General features: G+C 59.6%; 11 protein-coding genes and 1 pseudogene. 6 read left to right on the plus strand and 6 right to left on the minus strand.

Annotated features, from left to right (window positions below):
• The 4 genes from AC51GR_RS23655 to AC51GR_RS23670 all read right to left on the minus strand — a co-directional run.
• Positions 1–1,416: NAD(P)(+) transhydrogenase (Re/Si-specific) subunit beta (locus AC51GR_RS23655; protein WP_496324120.1), on the minus strand; the 1,416-nt coding region annotated here is incomplete at its 3' end.
• The gene (locus tag AC51GR_RS23660; RefSeq protein WP_496324121.1) at positions 1,413–1,736 is read right to left on the minus strand and encodes an NAD(P) transhydrogenase subunit alpha part 2; all 324 of its coding nucleotides are present in this window, start codon (positions 1,734–1,736) and stop codon (positions 1,413–1,415) included. The genes AC51GR_RS23660 and AC51GR_RS23655, both read right to left, overlap by 4 nt.
• 1 nt (position 1,737) lies before the next feature.
• Positions 1,738–2,850 (minus strand): Re/Si-specific NAD(P)(+) transhydrogenase subunit alpha, encoded by a 1,113-nt coding sequence (locus AC51GR_RS23665; protein WP_496324122.1) that lies wholly within the window; start codon positions 2,848–2,850, stop codon positions 1,738–1,740.
• Positions 2,851–3,444: 594 nt separating this feature from the next.
• Positions 3,445–4,629: a thiolase family protein gene (locus AC51GR_RS23670; RefSeq protein ID WP_496327109.1), complete on the minus strand. Its 1,185-nt coding sequence runs from the start codon at positions 4,627–4,629 to the stop codon at positions 3,445–3,447.
• Between the two features lie 274 nt (positions 4,630–4,903).
• Here AC51GR_RS23670 and AC51GR_RS23675 point away from each other — a divergent pair, with 274 nt between their 5' ends.
• Both AC51GR_RS23675 and AC51GR_RS23680 read left to right on the plus strand, forming a co-directional pair.
• The gene (locus tag AC51GR_RS23675; protein ID WP_496327110.1) at positions 4,904–6,250 is read left to right on the plus strand and encodes an aldehyde dehydrogenase family protein; all 1,347 of its coding nucleotides are present in this window, start codon (positions 4,904–4,906) and stop codon (positions 6,248–6,250) included.
• Between the two features lie 348 nt (positions 6,251–6,598).
• Positions 6,599–6,800, plus strand: a pseudogene (locus AC51GR_RS23680) (IS3 family transposase); the annotation flags it as partial.
• Between the two features lie 156 nt (positions 6,801–6,956).
• On the opposite strand, the gene AC51GR_RS23685 reads toward AC51GR_RS23680, so the two are convergent.
• A complete protein-coding gene (locus tag AC51GR_RS23685; RefSeq protein ID WP_496327111.1) occupies positions 6,957–7,607 on the minus strand; it encodes a TetR/AcrR family transcriptional regulator in 651 nt (216 codons plus the stop codon).
• 587 nt (positions 7,608–8,194) lie between these two features.
• Here AC51GR_RS23685 and AC51GR_RS23690 point away from each other — a divergent pair.
• The 3 genes from AC51GR_RS23690 to AC51GR_RS23700 all read left to right on the plus strand — a co-directional run bounded on the left by AC51GR_RS23690 (position 8,195) and on the right by AC51GR_RS23700 (position 11,680).
• Positions 8,195–8,374 carry a hypothetical protein gene (locus tag AC51GR_RS23690; RefSeq protein WP_496327112.1) on the plus strand — a complete coding sequence of 60 codons (180 nt, stop codon included), beginning with the start codon at positions 8,195–8,197 and terminating at the stop codon, positions 8,372–8,374.
• A gap of 704 nt (positions 8,375–9,078) precedes the next feature.
• On the plus strand, positions 9,079–10,194 hold the full coding sequence (locus AC51GR_RS23695) for an NDMA-dependent alcohol dehydrogenase (protein ID WP_496327192.1): 1,116 nt from the start codon (positions 9,079–9,081) through the stop codon (positions 10,192–10,194).
• Positions 10,195–10,225: 31 nt separating this feature from the next.
• The gene (locus tag AC51GR_RS23700) at positions 10,226–11,680 is read left to right on the plus strand and encodes an APC family permease (protein ID WP_496327113.1); all 1,455 of its coding nucleotides are present in this window, start codon (positions 10,226–10,228) and stop codon (positions 11,678–11,680) included.
• 185 nt (positions 11,681–11,865) lie between these two features.
• Here the strand turns inward: AC51GR_RS23700 and AC51GR_RS23705 are convergent, their stop codons facing one another.
• The gene (locus tag AC51GR_RS23705; RefSeq protein ID WP_496327114.1) at positions 11,866–15,180 is read right to left on the minus strand and encodes an NAD-glutamate dehydrogenase domain-containing protein; all 3,315 of its coding nucleotides are present in this window, start codon (positions 15,178–15,180) and stop codon (positions 11,866–11,868) included.
• Between the two features lie 318 nt (positions 15,181–15,498).
• On the opposite strand from AC51GR_RS23705, the gene AC51GR_RS23710 reads away from it, so the two are divergent.
• Entirely contained in the window at positions 15,499–16,449 is a 951-nt protein-coding gene (locus AC51GR_RS23710) for a DMT family transporter (RefSeq protein ID WP_496327115.1), read from the plus strand.
• The last annotated feature ends 12 nt before the right edge of the window (positions 16,450–16,461 follow it).

Raw genomic sequence — 16,461 nt, forward strand, 5'->3', positions numbered from 1 at the left:
CAGGCCGACCGACTTCTTGGCATCGCCGAAGAGCATCGAGGTACCCGGTGCGGTGAACAACGGGTTGTCGATACCGGCATACCCGGAGGCCATACCGCGTTTGAGGACGATCACCGAACGGGACTGATCGACGTTGAGGATCGGCATCCCGTGGATCGGGGACGACGGATCGTTACGCGCGGCGGGGTTGGTGACGTCGTTGGCGCCGATGACCAGGGTGACATCGGTACGGGCGAACTCGCCGTTGATGTCGTCCATTTCCTTCATCGCGTCGTACTCGACATCAGCCTCGGCCAGCAGCACATTCATGTGTCCGGGCATCCGGCCGGCGACCGGGTGAATGGCGTACTTCACCTCGACGCCCTTCTCCTCCAAGATGCTCGCCATGTCCTTGACCGCATGCTGCGCCTGCGCGACCGCCAACCCGTAACCGGGGACCACGATCACCTGCGAGGCATAGGCCATCTGAATCGCGGCATCAGCGGCACTGGTGGCCTTGACGGTGCCCTGCTCACCGGCCGGGCCGGCAGCCCCGGCCGCACCGCCACCACCGAACGATCCGAACACGATCGCCGGGATCGACCGGTTCATCGCGGTGGCCATCAGGTTGGTCAGGATCGAACCCGAGGCGCCGACGATCATGCCGGCCACGATCATCGCGGTGTTGTTGAGCGCCAAACCTGCTGCCGCAGCGGACAGGCCGGTCAACGCGTTGAGCAGTGAGATGACCACCGGCATATCCGCGCCACCGATCGGCAACACCACAAACAAGCCCATAATCCCGGCGGCGACGAGCACCAGCACGATCCACCACTGCGAGGAACCCTCACCCGGGCTGGCGTTGACACCGATGAACACACACGCCGCGATCGCCACCGCCAGCAGCACGATGTTCGCGATCTGGAACACCTTGGCGTTGCGGACGAATGCCTTCTCGACGTTCTTGTTCATCAGCTCTTGCAGCTTGAGGAACGCGATCAGCGAACCCCAGAACGAGACCGAACCGATGATCGCCGCGAACAGCGACCCGATCACGATGTGGATGGTCGGGGATTCACCGTGCTTGAACTCGGAAAACCCTGCGGTCTCGATGAACTCGGCCCACGCGATCAACGCGACCGTGCCGCCACCGACACCGTTGAACAACGCGACCAGCTGCGGCATCGCGGTCATCTTGGTGCGCTTGGCCGGCGGCACACCCAAGATCACACCGATCGCCAGACCGGCCACGATCAAAATCCAGTTGATCGCATAGGTGTCGCGGATCTCGATCAGCGTGGCGATCACCGCCAAACCCATACCGGCAGCAGCAATCCAGTTGCCGCGCACCGCGGTCTTGGGTCCGGTCAGACCCGACAAACCCAGAATGAACAGCGAGAACGCGACGATATAAAGAATGTTGACCAGGTTGTTCACTTGTCAGCTCCCTGCGATGCGGCCGGCGCCTTTTTGCCCTTGAACATTCCCAGCATCCGGTCGGTGACCAAGAACCCACCAACGACGTTGAGGGTGCCGAAGATCAACGCGACGAACGCGATGATCCGCACACCCCACGGGGCATCATCGGGCAAACGGCCCAACACGACCAACGCACCGAGCACCACCACACCGTGAATGGCGTTGGTACCCGACATCAACGGTGTGTGCAGGGTGTTGGGCACCTTGGAGATGACGGCGAAGCCAACAAATCCGGCCAGTACAAGAATCGCGATATTCGCGAGAAGACCCGAATACATATCAGGCACCTGCCTTCCCGGCTCCAGCCGAATTGGTTGTCACTGGTTCGCGGGTGACACAGGCCGCGGCGAGGATTTCATCATCGAAATCCGGGACGATCTTGCCGCCCTCATCGAGCATCAACTCGATCAACGCAAGAATGTTCTTCGAATACAGCTCCGAGGCATGCTCGGGCATACCCGCCGGAAGATTCAACGGCGAGCAGATCATCACGTCATGACGGATGACTTCCTGGCCCGGCTCGGTCAACTCACAGTTACCACCGGTCTCACCGGCCAGATCGACCACCACACTGCCGGGCTTCATGCCCTGCACCGCCGCCGCGGTCACCAGACGCGGCGCCGGGCGACCCGGCACCAACGCGGTCGTGATGACCACGTCAAAACCCTTGATCGCGTTTTCCAGAGCCTGCTGTTGTTGTGCGCGTTCGTCTTCGGTCAACTCGCGGGCGTATCCACCCTCACCGGCGGCGTCGATCCCCAGATCGAGCCACTGCCCGCCGACGGACTTGACCTGCTCGGCCACCTCCGGACGCACGTCGTAACCGGTGGTCCGCGCACCCAGACGCTTGGCCGTGGCCAGCGCCTGCAGCCCGGCCACACCCACACCGAGCACCAAGACCGTGGCCGGCTTCACCGTCCCGGCAGCAGTGGTCAACATCGGGAAAAACCGGGTCGAGCGTTCAGCCGCCAAGATCACCGCCTTATAGCCGGCGACGTTGGCCTGCGAGGACAACGCATCCATCGACTGAGCCCGCGAGATACGTGGAATCGCCTCGACAGCGAAGGCCTGCACACCCGCCGACTTCAAAGCGCCGATCTGATTCTGCGCATCACGCGGATTCAGAAAACCGATCAACGACGAACCCGACGACAACTTCCCGATCTCGGCATCGGTGGGCGGGGCAACCTTCACAACCACCTCAGCCGACCACGGATCGCCGATCGACGCACCGGCCTCGACATACAACTCATCAGGAATCAACGCACCCAAACCCGCGCCCGACTCCACGATCACCGGCACACCCTTGTTCACCAAAGCGGCCGCGACCTTCGGAACCAGCGCGACTCGGCGTTCCCCCGCCGCCGTTTCGCGCACAACACCCACACTCATTTCAAGCTCCCAGTCTCGGTAGAACATTGCCAACTCGTCGTTCCGACACCACACGCGGAAGACTGCGGCCTAATTTGAATCAATCGCCCGAGGTAAGCCGACGCGGCCCCCGCAGATTGACGGAGGCAGCAACCGTTACGGAGTCAAAGGTCTTGTGGTTTACGCGACGCTCAGAGGTACCAGGCGGACAGCTTGAAGCCACCATACGACGACACTGAGATCGAAAATATATTGGCGCAAGCGCCCTATCAGTGCGATCCGCCACTGAATTCCGAGTACGCCCGGATTGGGACTTTAACAAGAGACCAGATGCACAGTCCCACAAACATTCCCACGAAAAATACAACTGTTGCAGCCACTTGCAACGCTACTAGTGCGCGCGCGGAGACAGCCGAGATAGACGCTGCAACTCGAGTTCTCGTAGACATCTGGTGAAATCACATCCTGGTTGTTTTCCGGGCAAAGAGGAAAGGTCCGTCGGCGCTGGCGCCGTTGGCAGCGCCGACGGACCGTGGTTTTGTCAGACACTCGCGCTCTGCCACGTGCGAGGCAGAGCGATGCGGTGCGACCGCTCGGCGGGTTTGCCGCCGTTGGTCAGACTCGGCGGATCAAGGTGCCGGTACCGATACCGCCACCCACACACATCGTCACAAGTCCCTGCTCGGTATCAGTGCGCTCGAGCTCATGCAGCAGCGTGGTGATCAGGCGCGCACCGGTCCCGCCCATCGCGTGGCCCAGTGCGATAGCGCCGCCGTTGACATTGACCTTGTTCATGTCAGCTTTGAGTTCACGTTCCCAAGCCCCGAGCACACTGGCAAAGGCCTCGTTGACCTCAAACAAATCGATATCGTCGATGCTCAACTTGTTGCGATCGAGGATGCGACGCGTTGCCGGTATGGGACCGGTGAGCATGATGATGGGGTCAACACCAACAGTGACCTGGTCAACGATGATCGCACGGATTGGCAACCCTAGCGATTCAGCCTTCTTCCGCTCCATCAGCAACACGCCCGCCGCGCCATCGGAGATCTGCGAGGAGTTACCGGCAGTCAGCTTGCCCGTCCCGTCCTCCTTGAAAGCAGGCCGAAGACCGGCAAGCTTCTCGACCGTCGTGCCCGGGCGAATGCCCTGATCCAGCGTGATGATTTCACTACCGGTGTTGAACGGAATGATTTCGCGTTCAAACCGTCCCTCGCGCGTGGCGAGATCGGCACGCGCATGAGACCGGGCAGCGATCTCGTCGAGCTCCTGCCGCGACAGGTCCCATTTGTCTGCAATCATTTCCGCAGAAAGACCCTGGTGAATGAGCGCGTGCCGCTCGAGCAAAGTCGGCGAGAACGGGCTTCCGTAGGTGTCGATAACCTCTTCGGCCTTGCTGATCGAGTTACGACCCATGTGCTCGACACCAGCGCCAATCGCAGTGTCGTGCACCCCGGAGGCAATCAACGCAGCCATGTAGTTGATCGCCTGCTGCGACGACCCACACTGCCGATCAATCGTGGCGGCCGGCGTCTCAACCGGCAACCCGGCTTCAAGCCATGCATTACGGGCGATGTTCATGCCCTGCTCGCCCCACTGCTCGCAGCAACCGGCAGCAACATCCTCGACGATCGCCGGTTCAATTCCTGACCGCTCGACTAGACCTGTGTAGACACTTGCCAAGAGAGTCGAGGGATAAACGTCTCGGAAGACCCCCTTCTCAGGATGACCACGTCCAACAGCGGTACGCGCCGCCTCGACGATAGCCACCTCGCGGCCGGAAAACGGTGCCTGTGACATATAAATCCTCTCCAACACTCGAGGTCGTCGCGGCCCAATACGGCACGTACACCGCATCGACACACGTTAGACCTGACATTCCACTGTGAGTCGAACGACCGACTGATAATAATAGTGCCCTGCTTGCTTCGCAGAATCAATACGAGCTCTCTTCTTTTCTGCCATCCCGACGCCTGGGCGGATACCTACTCTCCGTTCACTTAGCCATGGTCAAACGGTCGATCGACCGATAGTCTGTATGAAACCAAGTAGTTCAGATGAAGGGAATGACTACGTGAGTCACTATGCGGTAGTGAACCCGGCCACCGGCGAGACGGTCAAAATCTACCCACAAGCTACCGATCAGCAGGTTGAAACCGCTTTGGCTTCGGCTGCGGCGGTGCACCGGCATTGGCGCCTGTCAGGATCAGTGGCTGAACGGGCCGACATCCTTCGAAGGGTGGCCGCCCTCTATCTCGAACGCCGCGAGTCACTAGCCCGGATCATCCACTGCGAGATGGGCAAATCGATTGAAGAGGCAGAAGCCGAAGTCGACTTCTCTGCCGCGATCTTTGAGTACTACGCCGACAATGCAGAATGTTTCCTTGCCGATGAACCGATCGATCTTCTAGAGGGATCCGGAACAGCATTTGTTCGTAGGTCTGCGTTGGGTGTCCTAATCGGAGTCATGCCGTGGAACTTCCCTTACTACCAAGTGGCACGCTTCGCCGCCCCAAATCTCATCCTGGGTAACCCCATCGTGCTCAAACATGCGCGGCAATGCCCCAACTCCGCCGAGACCATCGCCGCGATATTCGTCGAGGCGGGATTTCCCGAAGGCGCTTATGTCAATGTCTTTGCCACGAATGAGCAGATTGCCGCGGCGATCGCCGACCCCCGCGTTGTCGGTGTGTCGCTCACCGGATCCGAGAAGGCAGGCGCCGCCGTCGCCGAGGTGGCGGGACGCCATCTGAAAAAGGTTGTACTCGAACTCGGTGGCTCAGATCCGTTCATCGTGTTAAGTACCGAAGATTTGATCTCGACCGTCGGGGCCGCCGTAGCCAGCCGACTCGGCAATGTCGGACAGGCCTGCAACGCGGCGAAACGGTTCATTGTTGTTGATGAGCTTTACGATGCGTTCGTCGCCGAGTTCACCCACCAAATGTTGGCCGCTGCAGATGGATTGACCCCACTATCCTCCACCGAGTCGGCTAGATCCCTTGGAGAGCAGGTGGACCAGGCCATCGCAGACGGGGCCCAACTTGCAACCAAAGGGGTTCGAACAGGAGCGCACTTTCCTCCAGGAGTCCTGACAGACGTACCGAAACAATCATTGATCTACTCCGATGAGCTTTTCGGGCCCGTCGCAACGGTATTCCGAGCCGGTTCGGAAAGGGAGGCGATCGAAATCGCCAACGACTCACCGTTTGGTCTCGGGTCGTACGTCTTCACCACTGATCCTGAGCAGGCTCTCCGTGTCGCGCACAGCTTGGAAGCAGGGATGGTCTTTATCAACGGCGTGCAGGCCGAAGGCGTGGAGCTTCCGTTCGGCGGTATTAAGAGATCCGGCTTCGGACGGGAACTGGGCCGCTCAGGAATAGACGAGTTCGCCAACAAGAAGCTGATCCGCACTGTCAATTGACGCGCCTACACGAACCGAAGATAGCGACGCGCACGACACACCTGCTAAGACGGACGGGACTGCTGCACTAAAAGGTGACATCTGATCTGGCTTTCCCGCGGGCGGCCGGGAAGGATGTGGTTGTGCCCGATCCTTACCCTCAAGAGTTCCGTGACGACGTGGTACGCGTCGCCCGTGGTCACGGCGATGAAGTGACAATCGAGCAGGTAGTTCGGATGTCGGTTCCTCGCCGGCGAGGCAGCGCAAGTCGAAGAATCTATGCGTGAGCGGACCGCCTGGCGAATCTGCCGCGACAACGGCTGGTGGTCGGCATTCGGTAAAAACGAGGCCGCAACAGCAGATTGCAGTTTCGTGCATGCTTTGAACATGCACGGTCTGGTCCGCTCAATGGGGAAGGTTGGGCCGTGTGGTGACAATGCGGCGGCGACTGAGAGTTTCTTCGCTCTGCTGCAACGTAATGTGCTCGACCGCCGTCGGTGTGACACCCGTGAGCAACTGCGGATCGAGATCGCCACGGTGGATCGAACGGACCTATCACTGCCGTCGTCGAGGTCAATAGTTCATCGACCTGTCGAGCCTGAGTTCAACGTACAACATCAGCGGGACAAACGAGACCGTCCGCGGACCAGTTCAACGGCCCAGCAATCCACACACAGGCGACCATGTGATCGCATAGAGCCACGGCAAGTTCACCGCCACCGCTAGATCAAGCGCCCGCTGCCTCATTCTCCTTCGCCGGCACCACCGACTCACGCGGCCCCACGCCAACGCCATTGAGAAAGATGCCAGCAATCTGATCTGCAATATCAGCCAATGCCAACGGGCCATCTGGGTTGTACCAGACAGGCACAGTGTTGATCATCCCAAATAGTGAAGAAAGAGTTACCGAAGCGTCTTCGAAGCTGAACTGACCACGATATCTGCCTTCCTCCATTACATCGTGAAACAGCTTCGAGTAGTGGTCCCTCTTCGCCACAATAAAACGTCTCTGATCCGCCTCCAGCGAACGAATCTCGGTATCCGTGATGAAGATTTCTTTTCGACGACTGGCATGGAACATTACGTGGGATACGATGCCGGCTATGAGTCGCTCACGAGGCGTCGACACACCGGATATTGCTGCCGATACATCTGCAATCAGGTGATCCATGGTCTCGGACATGACCTCCACGAGAAGGTCCTGCTTGCTGGGGTAGTAGTAATACAACGTCGACATTTGAACGCCAACCGCTTTCGCGATATCACGCAAAGAGGCGCCATGATATCCCCTGTCGAACCACAAGTCGACACTCGCTTGGCGGGCCTTCACGCCGGTCGCAGGTTCATCAGTACGCTTGGTTTGCTTTTTAGCCGACACGGCTTCCTTCCCCGGGCGAGTCTTCAACCAGCATCATACACCCGACCAGTCGAACGACCGAGCGGCCTACTGACTCCTCGCCTCAAGATATGCCAACCGGCTATGGGCACTTGATCCCGGGCCAGAAGCGGCAAACACCCAACAAGACAGTCCAACAGTCATGATCGGCACACGCCGCGATGAATCCCACGGTCCCGCTGGAACGCATCGACACTCCCACCCCGGCCAGTCTCGTCCGGGATCGTGACAATGAAGTGACAATCAAATCGCCGAGGACTTGGACGCGCGCCCGACGGCATTGACCAATTGGACGCGACGCGCCGGCAGCGACGACGATCGTCGTCCGTTGTCGCCTCTATAGAATCCGCCGAATTACGTGGGCTGACAGGCGCATTCAGTCACTCAAGCAGAATGGTGCAGTCCTACGCCGAGACACTACATGGCTGCCCAGGCGAAATCGGCCGGAAGGGGGCTTCCCCCGAAAGCGGGAGGTGGTCCCCGGTCGTGAAAACGGCTCGACTGCGACGGCGGGTATCCGTCGCGGAGTCGCGGGTAGAACCTCAAGCCCTCCGCCAGCTCTCCGACCGGTGGCTCCAGACACAGATCCGCAGATCCGAGCTGACCTGGGCGTCCCGTCGAACCCACTGCTCGATGCCCATCGCGACGATCCTGAGTCCGAATACCCCTTGCGCGCCATGCCGGCTGTCGGATTTGTCATCACAACAGCCGAAGCCGCGCCCTATCTGTGCACGATCAAGGCCGTTTAGTCGGGGCGGATCATCGATACAGCATCGAGTCCTCGCAAGAGGTCCTGCAAGAGGTCCCTACTTGCGGTGACAGCACTCCATAGCGCGGCTATCCCGCGGAGGCGTCGCCGGATGGATCGTCCATAGTGAGCGAGGATCGCAGCCTAGGTCGCGAAGTTCCTACGAGCCTTGCACACGCACACAAAAGCCTGGTCGGCGCGACCCGACGCGACGGCGAAGAGTAAGGCCTCGACTTAGCTGCCAAGGCAGGTGTGCAGCGAATACGCTTTGGCAGACCATCGCCCTCGGTCACAAATACGTTTACGGCGCAGTGAGCCTTGACACACCACGCAGCCGCTGACAAACTGCTACTTGTCGGTCGACCGACTGACACAACGCTAGAAGCGCCATCAGATATCCACAAGAGACTGCGGGTGCTTCGATGGCATCACAACCGTGCCCCGGCCATCGGTGAACGTGGTCGGGGCACGAACCCTTCGCTTACGGCGACGCACAACGACCACACCCGTGCATTGGTAGCCCTAAAGAGAATTCAGCATTGATGCTGATTACCCAACGGATTGACAACAGATTCGTCTCTCGGACCAACTTCTTTCAGTTGCGCTTTGCCTCCTGCCGGGATGGCCATATGAGCGAATTATTCGTTCAAACCGGATTTTTGGAAAGAGTTGTCCATCTCACCTGCGATAGGAAGAACATTGAAAATCCGCACCCGGGGTGCTGTCATCCATTCTGTCGGGGAGAAGTGGGAGGTTTCCGAGCTGGACCTTGCCGACCCTGGGCATGGAGAGGTTCGAATCAAAGTAATGGCATCCGGACTGTGTCACTCCGACGACCACCTGGCTACCGGAGACTTACCGGACGAATTGCCCATGGTCGGCGGCCATGAGGGAGCAGGCATCGTCGACGCGGTCGGCACCGGCGTCATTGGGTTGGAGGTGGGTGATCACGTAGTCACGGCATTCTTGCCGTCCTGCGGTCGGTGCAGGTGGTGCGTACAGGGAATGCAGTACATCTGTGACCGCGGTGCCGAAATGGGAAAGGGCTATGGCCTAGACGGTCTCCCCCGTTTCAGCCTGACGTCTACGGGCCGGCCGCTGGGCGCAATGCAGCGCCTGGGAACCTTCTCAAATTACCTTGTGACCGATCAAGCACAGGCGATCAAAGTAGACAAAGACCTCCCGTTTGACATCGCATGTTTGGTGTCCTGCGGCGTGGTCACCGGCTGGGGTACAGCGGTTAATGCAGCAAAGGTCCGCCCCCGCGACACGACCGTGATCATAGGCGTGGGCGGTATCGGCATGAATGCTGTACAAGGCGCCCACCACGCGGGCGCGTCGAATATCGTCGCGGTCGATCCCGTCGAGTTCAAGCGGCAACAGGCGCTGGTCTTTGGCGCGACCCACGCTTTCGCATCGATGGAGAAAGCTCAAGACTTTGTCGCGTCGGTGACGAATGGGCAGGGAGCCGATTCAGCGATCGTTTCCGTAGGTGTCGCCGATGGCGCAATCATCGGGCGCGCATTCCAATCCGTTCGCAAAGAGGGAATTGTGGCGGTCGTGTCGCTTGGCCAAAACTCCCCCGGTATAGCTATCAACCCACTCGAATTGGTGACTTACGCCAAAACTCTACGCGGAGTGCTGTTCGGAAACGGAAATCCAACCTGGGACATCCCGTCGTTGCTCCAGTACTACCGCGACGGTCGCCTCAAGCTCGACGAGCTCGTGACAAAACGTTACGCGCTGGACGAAATCAATGACGCCTATACGGATCTGCACGAGGGGCGAAATATCCGAGGGGTCATCATCCATGAACACTGATCCCAACCACACTGGGCCAGGAGAGGTACAGATGTCTACATTTGATCCGCCAGATGTAACCGACTCAAAAGCAAACCAACTCGGCACAATCCAGCTCAGTCGCTCGCGGCTCCTCGCACTGTCGTTGTCGTCGTTCTTCCCTGCTGTCGCCATTGCCCTTGTGCCCATGCTCGTATGGTCGACAGCCGGACCGACTGGATGGCTTGCGACGGCATTGGCGGGCGGATTGATCGCCGCAGTGGGCGGTTCCGTGGTTCACTTCTCGCGGCGGTACGTCGCGTCCGGTTCGATCTATTCGTACGTGGGCCACGTCTTCGGTACCTGGGCCCAATACGTCACCGGCGGCGCTTTGATCGTCGGCTTTGCTTGCCTGACCGGCGCACTGGCGCTCATAACAGCGCTCTTCGCAGGCAGCTTCCTTCTATCCCAGGGTTTCGATGGTGCATTCGACCTCGGTGTTCAGTTGACGATCGGAGTTGTCGCGCTGGTCGCGGCGGCCGCCATCGCCTACCGGGGATTGGACATCTCCGTAAAGGTCACGATTGCCCTGGCTGCGATTTCGATCCCTCTGGTCGTTTTCGTCAGTGTGGTGAGCGCCGTACACACGGGAGTGGATCTTCAGGTCCAATTCGACTTCGGCGATGCTGATTTCGGCGATCTCCTGAACGCGACGGCCCTTGCAACCGCATACCTGATCGGGTTCGAGAGCTGCGCAGCTCTGGCGTCTGAGACGAAAGATCCGAAGAGGTCGGTGCCGCTCGCCGTGATGTCGGTACCGGTCGTACTCGGTTTCGCATTTGCTGCTTCCACCATATTGCAAGTGCCAGGATTGCAGGCATCTTCTGACATGCTCGACCAAGGCATGTCGGCGCCCGCTGCCCTGGCGGCGAATGCCGGTTTGAATTCTCTCTTCGGAGAGATCACCGACCTCGTCCTGGCCATTGCCACGTTGGCCACGTTGATCGCGTTCGTGAATTACGGTTCTCGCTTCGTGCTGGCGCTCGCCGGCGACGGGCTACTTCCACAAGCCGTGACGACCATCCATCGGCGACGTCAGACACCCTTCGTCGCAATCGGATTGGTGTGTGTACTGGCAGCGGTAGTAGCTATCTCTGTTTCCGTTTACACCGATGACGCACCGAAGGCCTACAAGCTGATCGCTCCACTCATCGTGTACTCGTGGGTCGTGCCATATGCCCTGATCTGTGTTGCCGCGATTGTGATGGCAATCCGCGACAGACGACTCAATCCCTGGCTGATGGCGTCGTCGGTCATCGGTGCGGCCGCGATGGTGTGGCTTTATGCAAACGATTTCATCAATCCACCTGAGGCGCCGGCCGACTCGATGAAATGGGTCATCCTGGTAGTATTACCGGTCGCCATCGGCGTCCTGGCTCTGTTCGCCCGTTCACGGCGGCGACGCACCAAACCCGAAGCCAGCAAAGCAGTGGTGGGCAACACGGAGATCCTCAGCACCGCGGAGTGATCGACCCACACCGTGGACGATCCGTTCAGGCGGGTTTCCTTCGGGTCGGTGACCATCCGTCACATACTCGAAGGAGGCCCGCCTTCTTCGTGCCCGATCTTGGTTCTCCCTTCACACCGCCGCTCGTCCGTTCGCTAGGCGTTCACAAGCCGGCCGTTACAGCTGGGATTGCCGCTGCCCTGTTCTCAGAACACGAATCCTGAGTACTGATCCGAGACGATCGAGCGTATGTCACGATTTGCAACAGTGAGAGAAGCGACGTCATGACGAGATTTCGCCGCTAGAACTTCGAGTCTGAGGCGAGCTCGGTCTATTCTGGCACTGTTGGCGTGTGCCCATTTCGCGATCATGTCGTCGGTACTTTCCAGGGCGGTTGACGCGAATACGTCTCGGGTGAGCAGACGTAGAGATCTGTATATGTCTTCTCTTATCGCCAGGCGCGCCAATGCAGTCCAATGATCGTTCCGGGGTAGGGCCGACACCTCAATCAGCCACTTATCGATGCCGAGATATTCAGATACCGCGAAGTAGGTCGCAGCCACAACACTCACGTCCTGGGCACACTCCTGCGCGACTTCGATCACGTCGAGAAGGCTGAACCGGTACAAGCCGTCGGCCACCCGGTCCACGACCGGTGACGGGACGTCCAGATCCTCGAGCGCCGCAGAGGTCTCGCGAATTCGATCGAGTTCGTCTCCCCTCAGCCATTTGGAGACAGGCCCTGGCAGTGACATACCGCCGGGGAGGAAGCGGTCTATTTCGCCGCGGATGTCCAATGGTTGGGGGCGATTCGTCAGGAACCAGCGCGATCCGCGGTCGAGAAGCCGCCGAATTTCGCTGAATACGATGTACTCCGTCGACGGAGGAAGGTTCGCGCAGATCGTCGCTTGCCACAGCTCCCGCACCTCGAACACTTCGGCGGACATAGCGAATGCGCGAACGACGTCTCCAGCGGTGGCCCCGTATTCCGCACGGAGGCGATACGAATAGCTCAGTCCCGCATAAGCGAAAATGTCGTTGACCACATCGGTCAACAGAATCTCGCGACGCAGCGGGTGACTCTCGAGGTCACACAGCTCAGTCAACCGTGCCGGGAAATACTGGCCGAGACGACCAACGAAATACGGGTCAGAGAAAGCATCTGTCGTCACCAAGTCCGTTTTGAGATCGAGCTTGGCGTGTGCCATCAGAACTGCCAGCTCGGGCCGAGTCAAGCCCTCTCCCAGCCGGTGGCGTTTGTCGAGTTCCGCTTCGCTCGGCAATCCCTCCAGGGCACGGTCCAAGCCGCGGCGTTCGGTAAGGTCGGTGATCATTCGTGCGTGCACTGCCAGGCGTTCTCCTGCCCGCGAGTTCTCCTCCCCCAGTGCACGATTCTGCGCGGCGTTGTTGGCCAGAACGAGTTCTCCGACTTCGTCCGTCATCGAGACCAAGAGATCGGCACGCCGCTGTTTCACCGCCTCGGAGGTCTGTGCAGTGGCGTCCAACAGGATTTTGATGTTCACCTCATGATCGGAGCAGTCCACACCAGCCGAGTTGTCAACAGCGTCATTGTTGATTCGGCCACCCGTCCGGGCGAATTGGATACGTCCGGCTTGGGTCAGTCCTAGATTCCCGCCTTCCGCAACCGCTTGCGCGCGCAATTGCGACGCGTCCACGCGAAGTACATCGTTAGCCTTGTCGCCCGCGTCGGCATGACTTTCATGATCCGCCTTGACGTAGGTTCCCACTCCCCCGTTGAAGAGCAGATGAACTGGCGCCATCAATATCGCCCGTATGAGGTTCGGCGGTGTCAGGGACTCCACTCCGTCGTCGATGCCCAACGCTGTTCGCATTTCCGCTGTCACCGGAATCGACTTACTGTCGCGCCTCCACACCCCACCGCCGCCGCTCAACACGGTGCGGTCGTACTCATTCCACGAAGAGGTATCCAGCCTAAACAGCCTCGAGCGTTCCTTCCAGGCAGCCTCGGTATCGGGATTCGGGTCCACGAAGATATGCCGATGATCAAAGGCAGCCACCAACGAAATGTTCGAGTTGAAGAGCATCCCATTGCCGAATACGTCACCGCTCATGTCACCGATGCCGACCACCGTGAACACGTCCCTGTGCACATCCACACCCAGCTCGGCCAGATGACGCGTTGCGCTGACCCAGGTTCCACGGGCCGTGATACCCATCCTCTTATGGTCGTACCCGACAGAACCACCCGACGCGAATGCATCACCGAGCCAGTAATCGTATTCAGTTGCAATCGCATTCGCTTGATCGGAGAACGTCGCAGTGCCTTTGTCAGCCGCCACGACGAGGTAGGGGTCAGGATCGTCGTAGCAGACGACCTGATGAGGCCGTACCGGGTCGCCATCCGCAGTGCGGTTATCCGTCAGATCAAGCAGACCGCGAATGAACTGCTGGTAGCAGTGCAGGGCCGTCTTGCGCAGGTTGACTCGGTCCAAAGCGGGGTCCCCCGTCCCCAACGGAGGGTTGCGCATCACGAAGCCACCTTTGGCGCCGGCCGGCACGATGACTGCATTCTTCACCGTTTGCGCTTTGGCCAGTCCTAGGACCTCGGTGCGATAGTCATCGAGACGGTCAGACCACCGCAAGCCGCCTCGAGCGACCGATCCGAATCGCAGATGAACACCCTCCGTATCGGGAGAGTAGACAAAGATCTCATGCAGGGGCCGCGGTGAGGGCAGCAAGTCCACCAGCTCAACGGATGTGAGTTTGAACGCCACCGCAGCGTCGTGGGTTTCCACGTTCGTTGTTCGGTAGAAATTCGTGCGCACCGTCGCATCGACAAGAGAAACATACGCGCGTAGGACGCGGTCCGCATCGGCGCCCGAGATCCGATCTATTTCACGCAGCAGAGCTTGACGCATCGACACAAGAAGCGCTGGACCGGAGGAGATACCGGCGGGATCAAACTTGTTCGTGAACATTCGAACGACCCCAGCAGCGATCACCGGGTACTCCACCAGGACGTCGTGAATCCGACTCTGGTCGTGTGGCAACTGTGACTGACCCAAAAACCGTGCATAAGCGCGGAGCACCACGACTTCCGACCACGTCAGACCGGCGGTGCGCACCAATGCTGCCAGCCGGTCTATTTCGGATCGGTTCGACCACATGGCGCCCAGCGCATCGGCTAGGGTCCCGAGCATGCCCTTCGGCGTCGTGAAAGCAATATGGCCGACCGAAGGTGAGGTCGTGAACTCGTAGAGGCGGCATGCCAAGCCATCGTCGCGAATGAGGACCATCGTCTGGTGATCAGTTATCTCGACATCGAAGCTTGTCAGCAGGTGCATCATCCGCTCGAGCTGGATGGACCGGCCACCGGCATAAACCGTGAAGACCAGCTCATCCTCCCCTACTGTCTCGACCGTGAATCGAACCTCCCCGGAAGTCAGTCCAGCGAGCAGCGAGGCGTCGCAATTCGGTCTTGGATCAGGCTCCTTGCGAAAGCCCGGGGGCCATCCGGCCTCGGCAGGTGCGTGGGTCACGAGTTTCTGAGTCCTGTTCGATCGATACCGGGCGCCACGAGTGGGGAAGGTCCGTCGGCACTGGCGCCCGTTGACTGTGCCGAAGTGACCGTGGCATTTCGCAAAGATTCGTACATCGCCCCCGAGAGGCGACGCCATGCGGCTCTGTACTGCGATGCGAGAACGCTGAACACGCTGCATCAGCACCCATCGGAGCCGGGACGCAAAATATTCAGTCGATCGATCGACTGATACAGTAATCTTGCCCTGATTCCGCAAAAGAATCAATTCAAAATTCGCGCCAACGCGCCGAACGTGAACGACCGAACGGAAACACTTGTGACGGATCCGATCTTGCTGACGGCGACTTCGCGGAGCACGCCGACCGATACACGGTCGGCCGCAACGGCGGCTCTGGGCGCCCTGATGATCGCGACCTCTCCGATTCTAATCGAATTCGCGGACGTCACTTCGGCTACAACCAACTTCTACAAGTGCCTCATTGCTGCGCCAGTACTCGCGGTGGTCGCATTGATGGAGCGTCGCGTGCGACCTCGAATCAAAGCGAAGACCTTGTGGTTGCTCGTCTTTGCCGGCGCGATGCTCGGCGTCGATTTCGCCCTCTGGACCACTTCGATATCGATGGTTGGCGCCGGAATCGCTTCAGTTCTCGTCAACGTGCAGGTGATCGCCATTCCGTTGATAGCGTGGGCGATTTTTCGCGAACGCATCCAGCGACGCTTTCTGGCCCTTTTGCCCATAATGATCACAGGGCTGGCTCTCGCGGGGGGATTGACCGGGGGCTCGGGATCTTCGGATACGTACGCCGTCGGTGCGGCACTAGCGCTCGGAGCCGGCTTGGCATACAGCGCCTACCTTATTGTCATTTCACGAGCTGATGCTGCGCGCCGCCCGTGGTCCCAGGTGCTCGTGACCACACTGTCCTCGGGTTTGGTCGGAACGGCGCTCGCGCTCTTCTGGGGGCCGATCGACTTCGCGCCGGGCTGGACGAGCATTGGGTGGTTACTTGTTCTGGCACTTGGCAGCAGCGTTCTCGGCTGGGTCTTGATCGCTACCGCACTTCCGAAACTGCCGGCTGAGGTGGGAGCGTCCATACTCCTAATTCAACCAGCTGCATCATTGCTGATGGCGATCGCCATTCTCGGTGAGCGGCCATCTCTGATCCAGATGATCGGGAGCACGGTTGTCATCATCGTCGTGTGGACAGTCAGCCGTGGCGCCAGGACGGAACGCGCAAAGCGCGCCGCTGCCGATCCTGAAGCGATGTGACATCCACGGCCT

The sequence above is a fragment of the Williamsia sp. z71 genome (genome assembly GCF_059553375.1).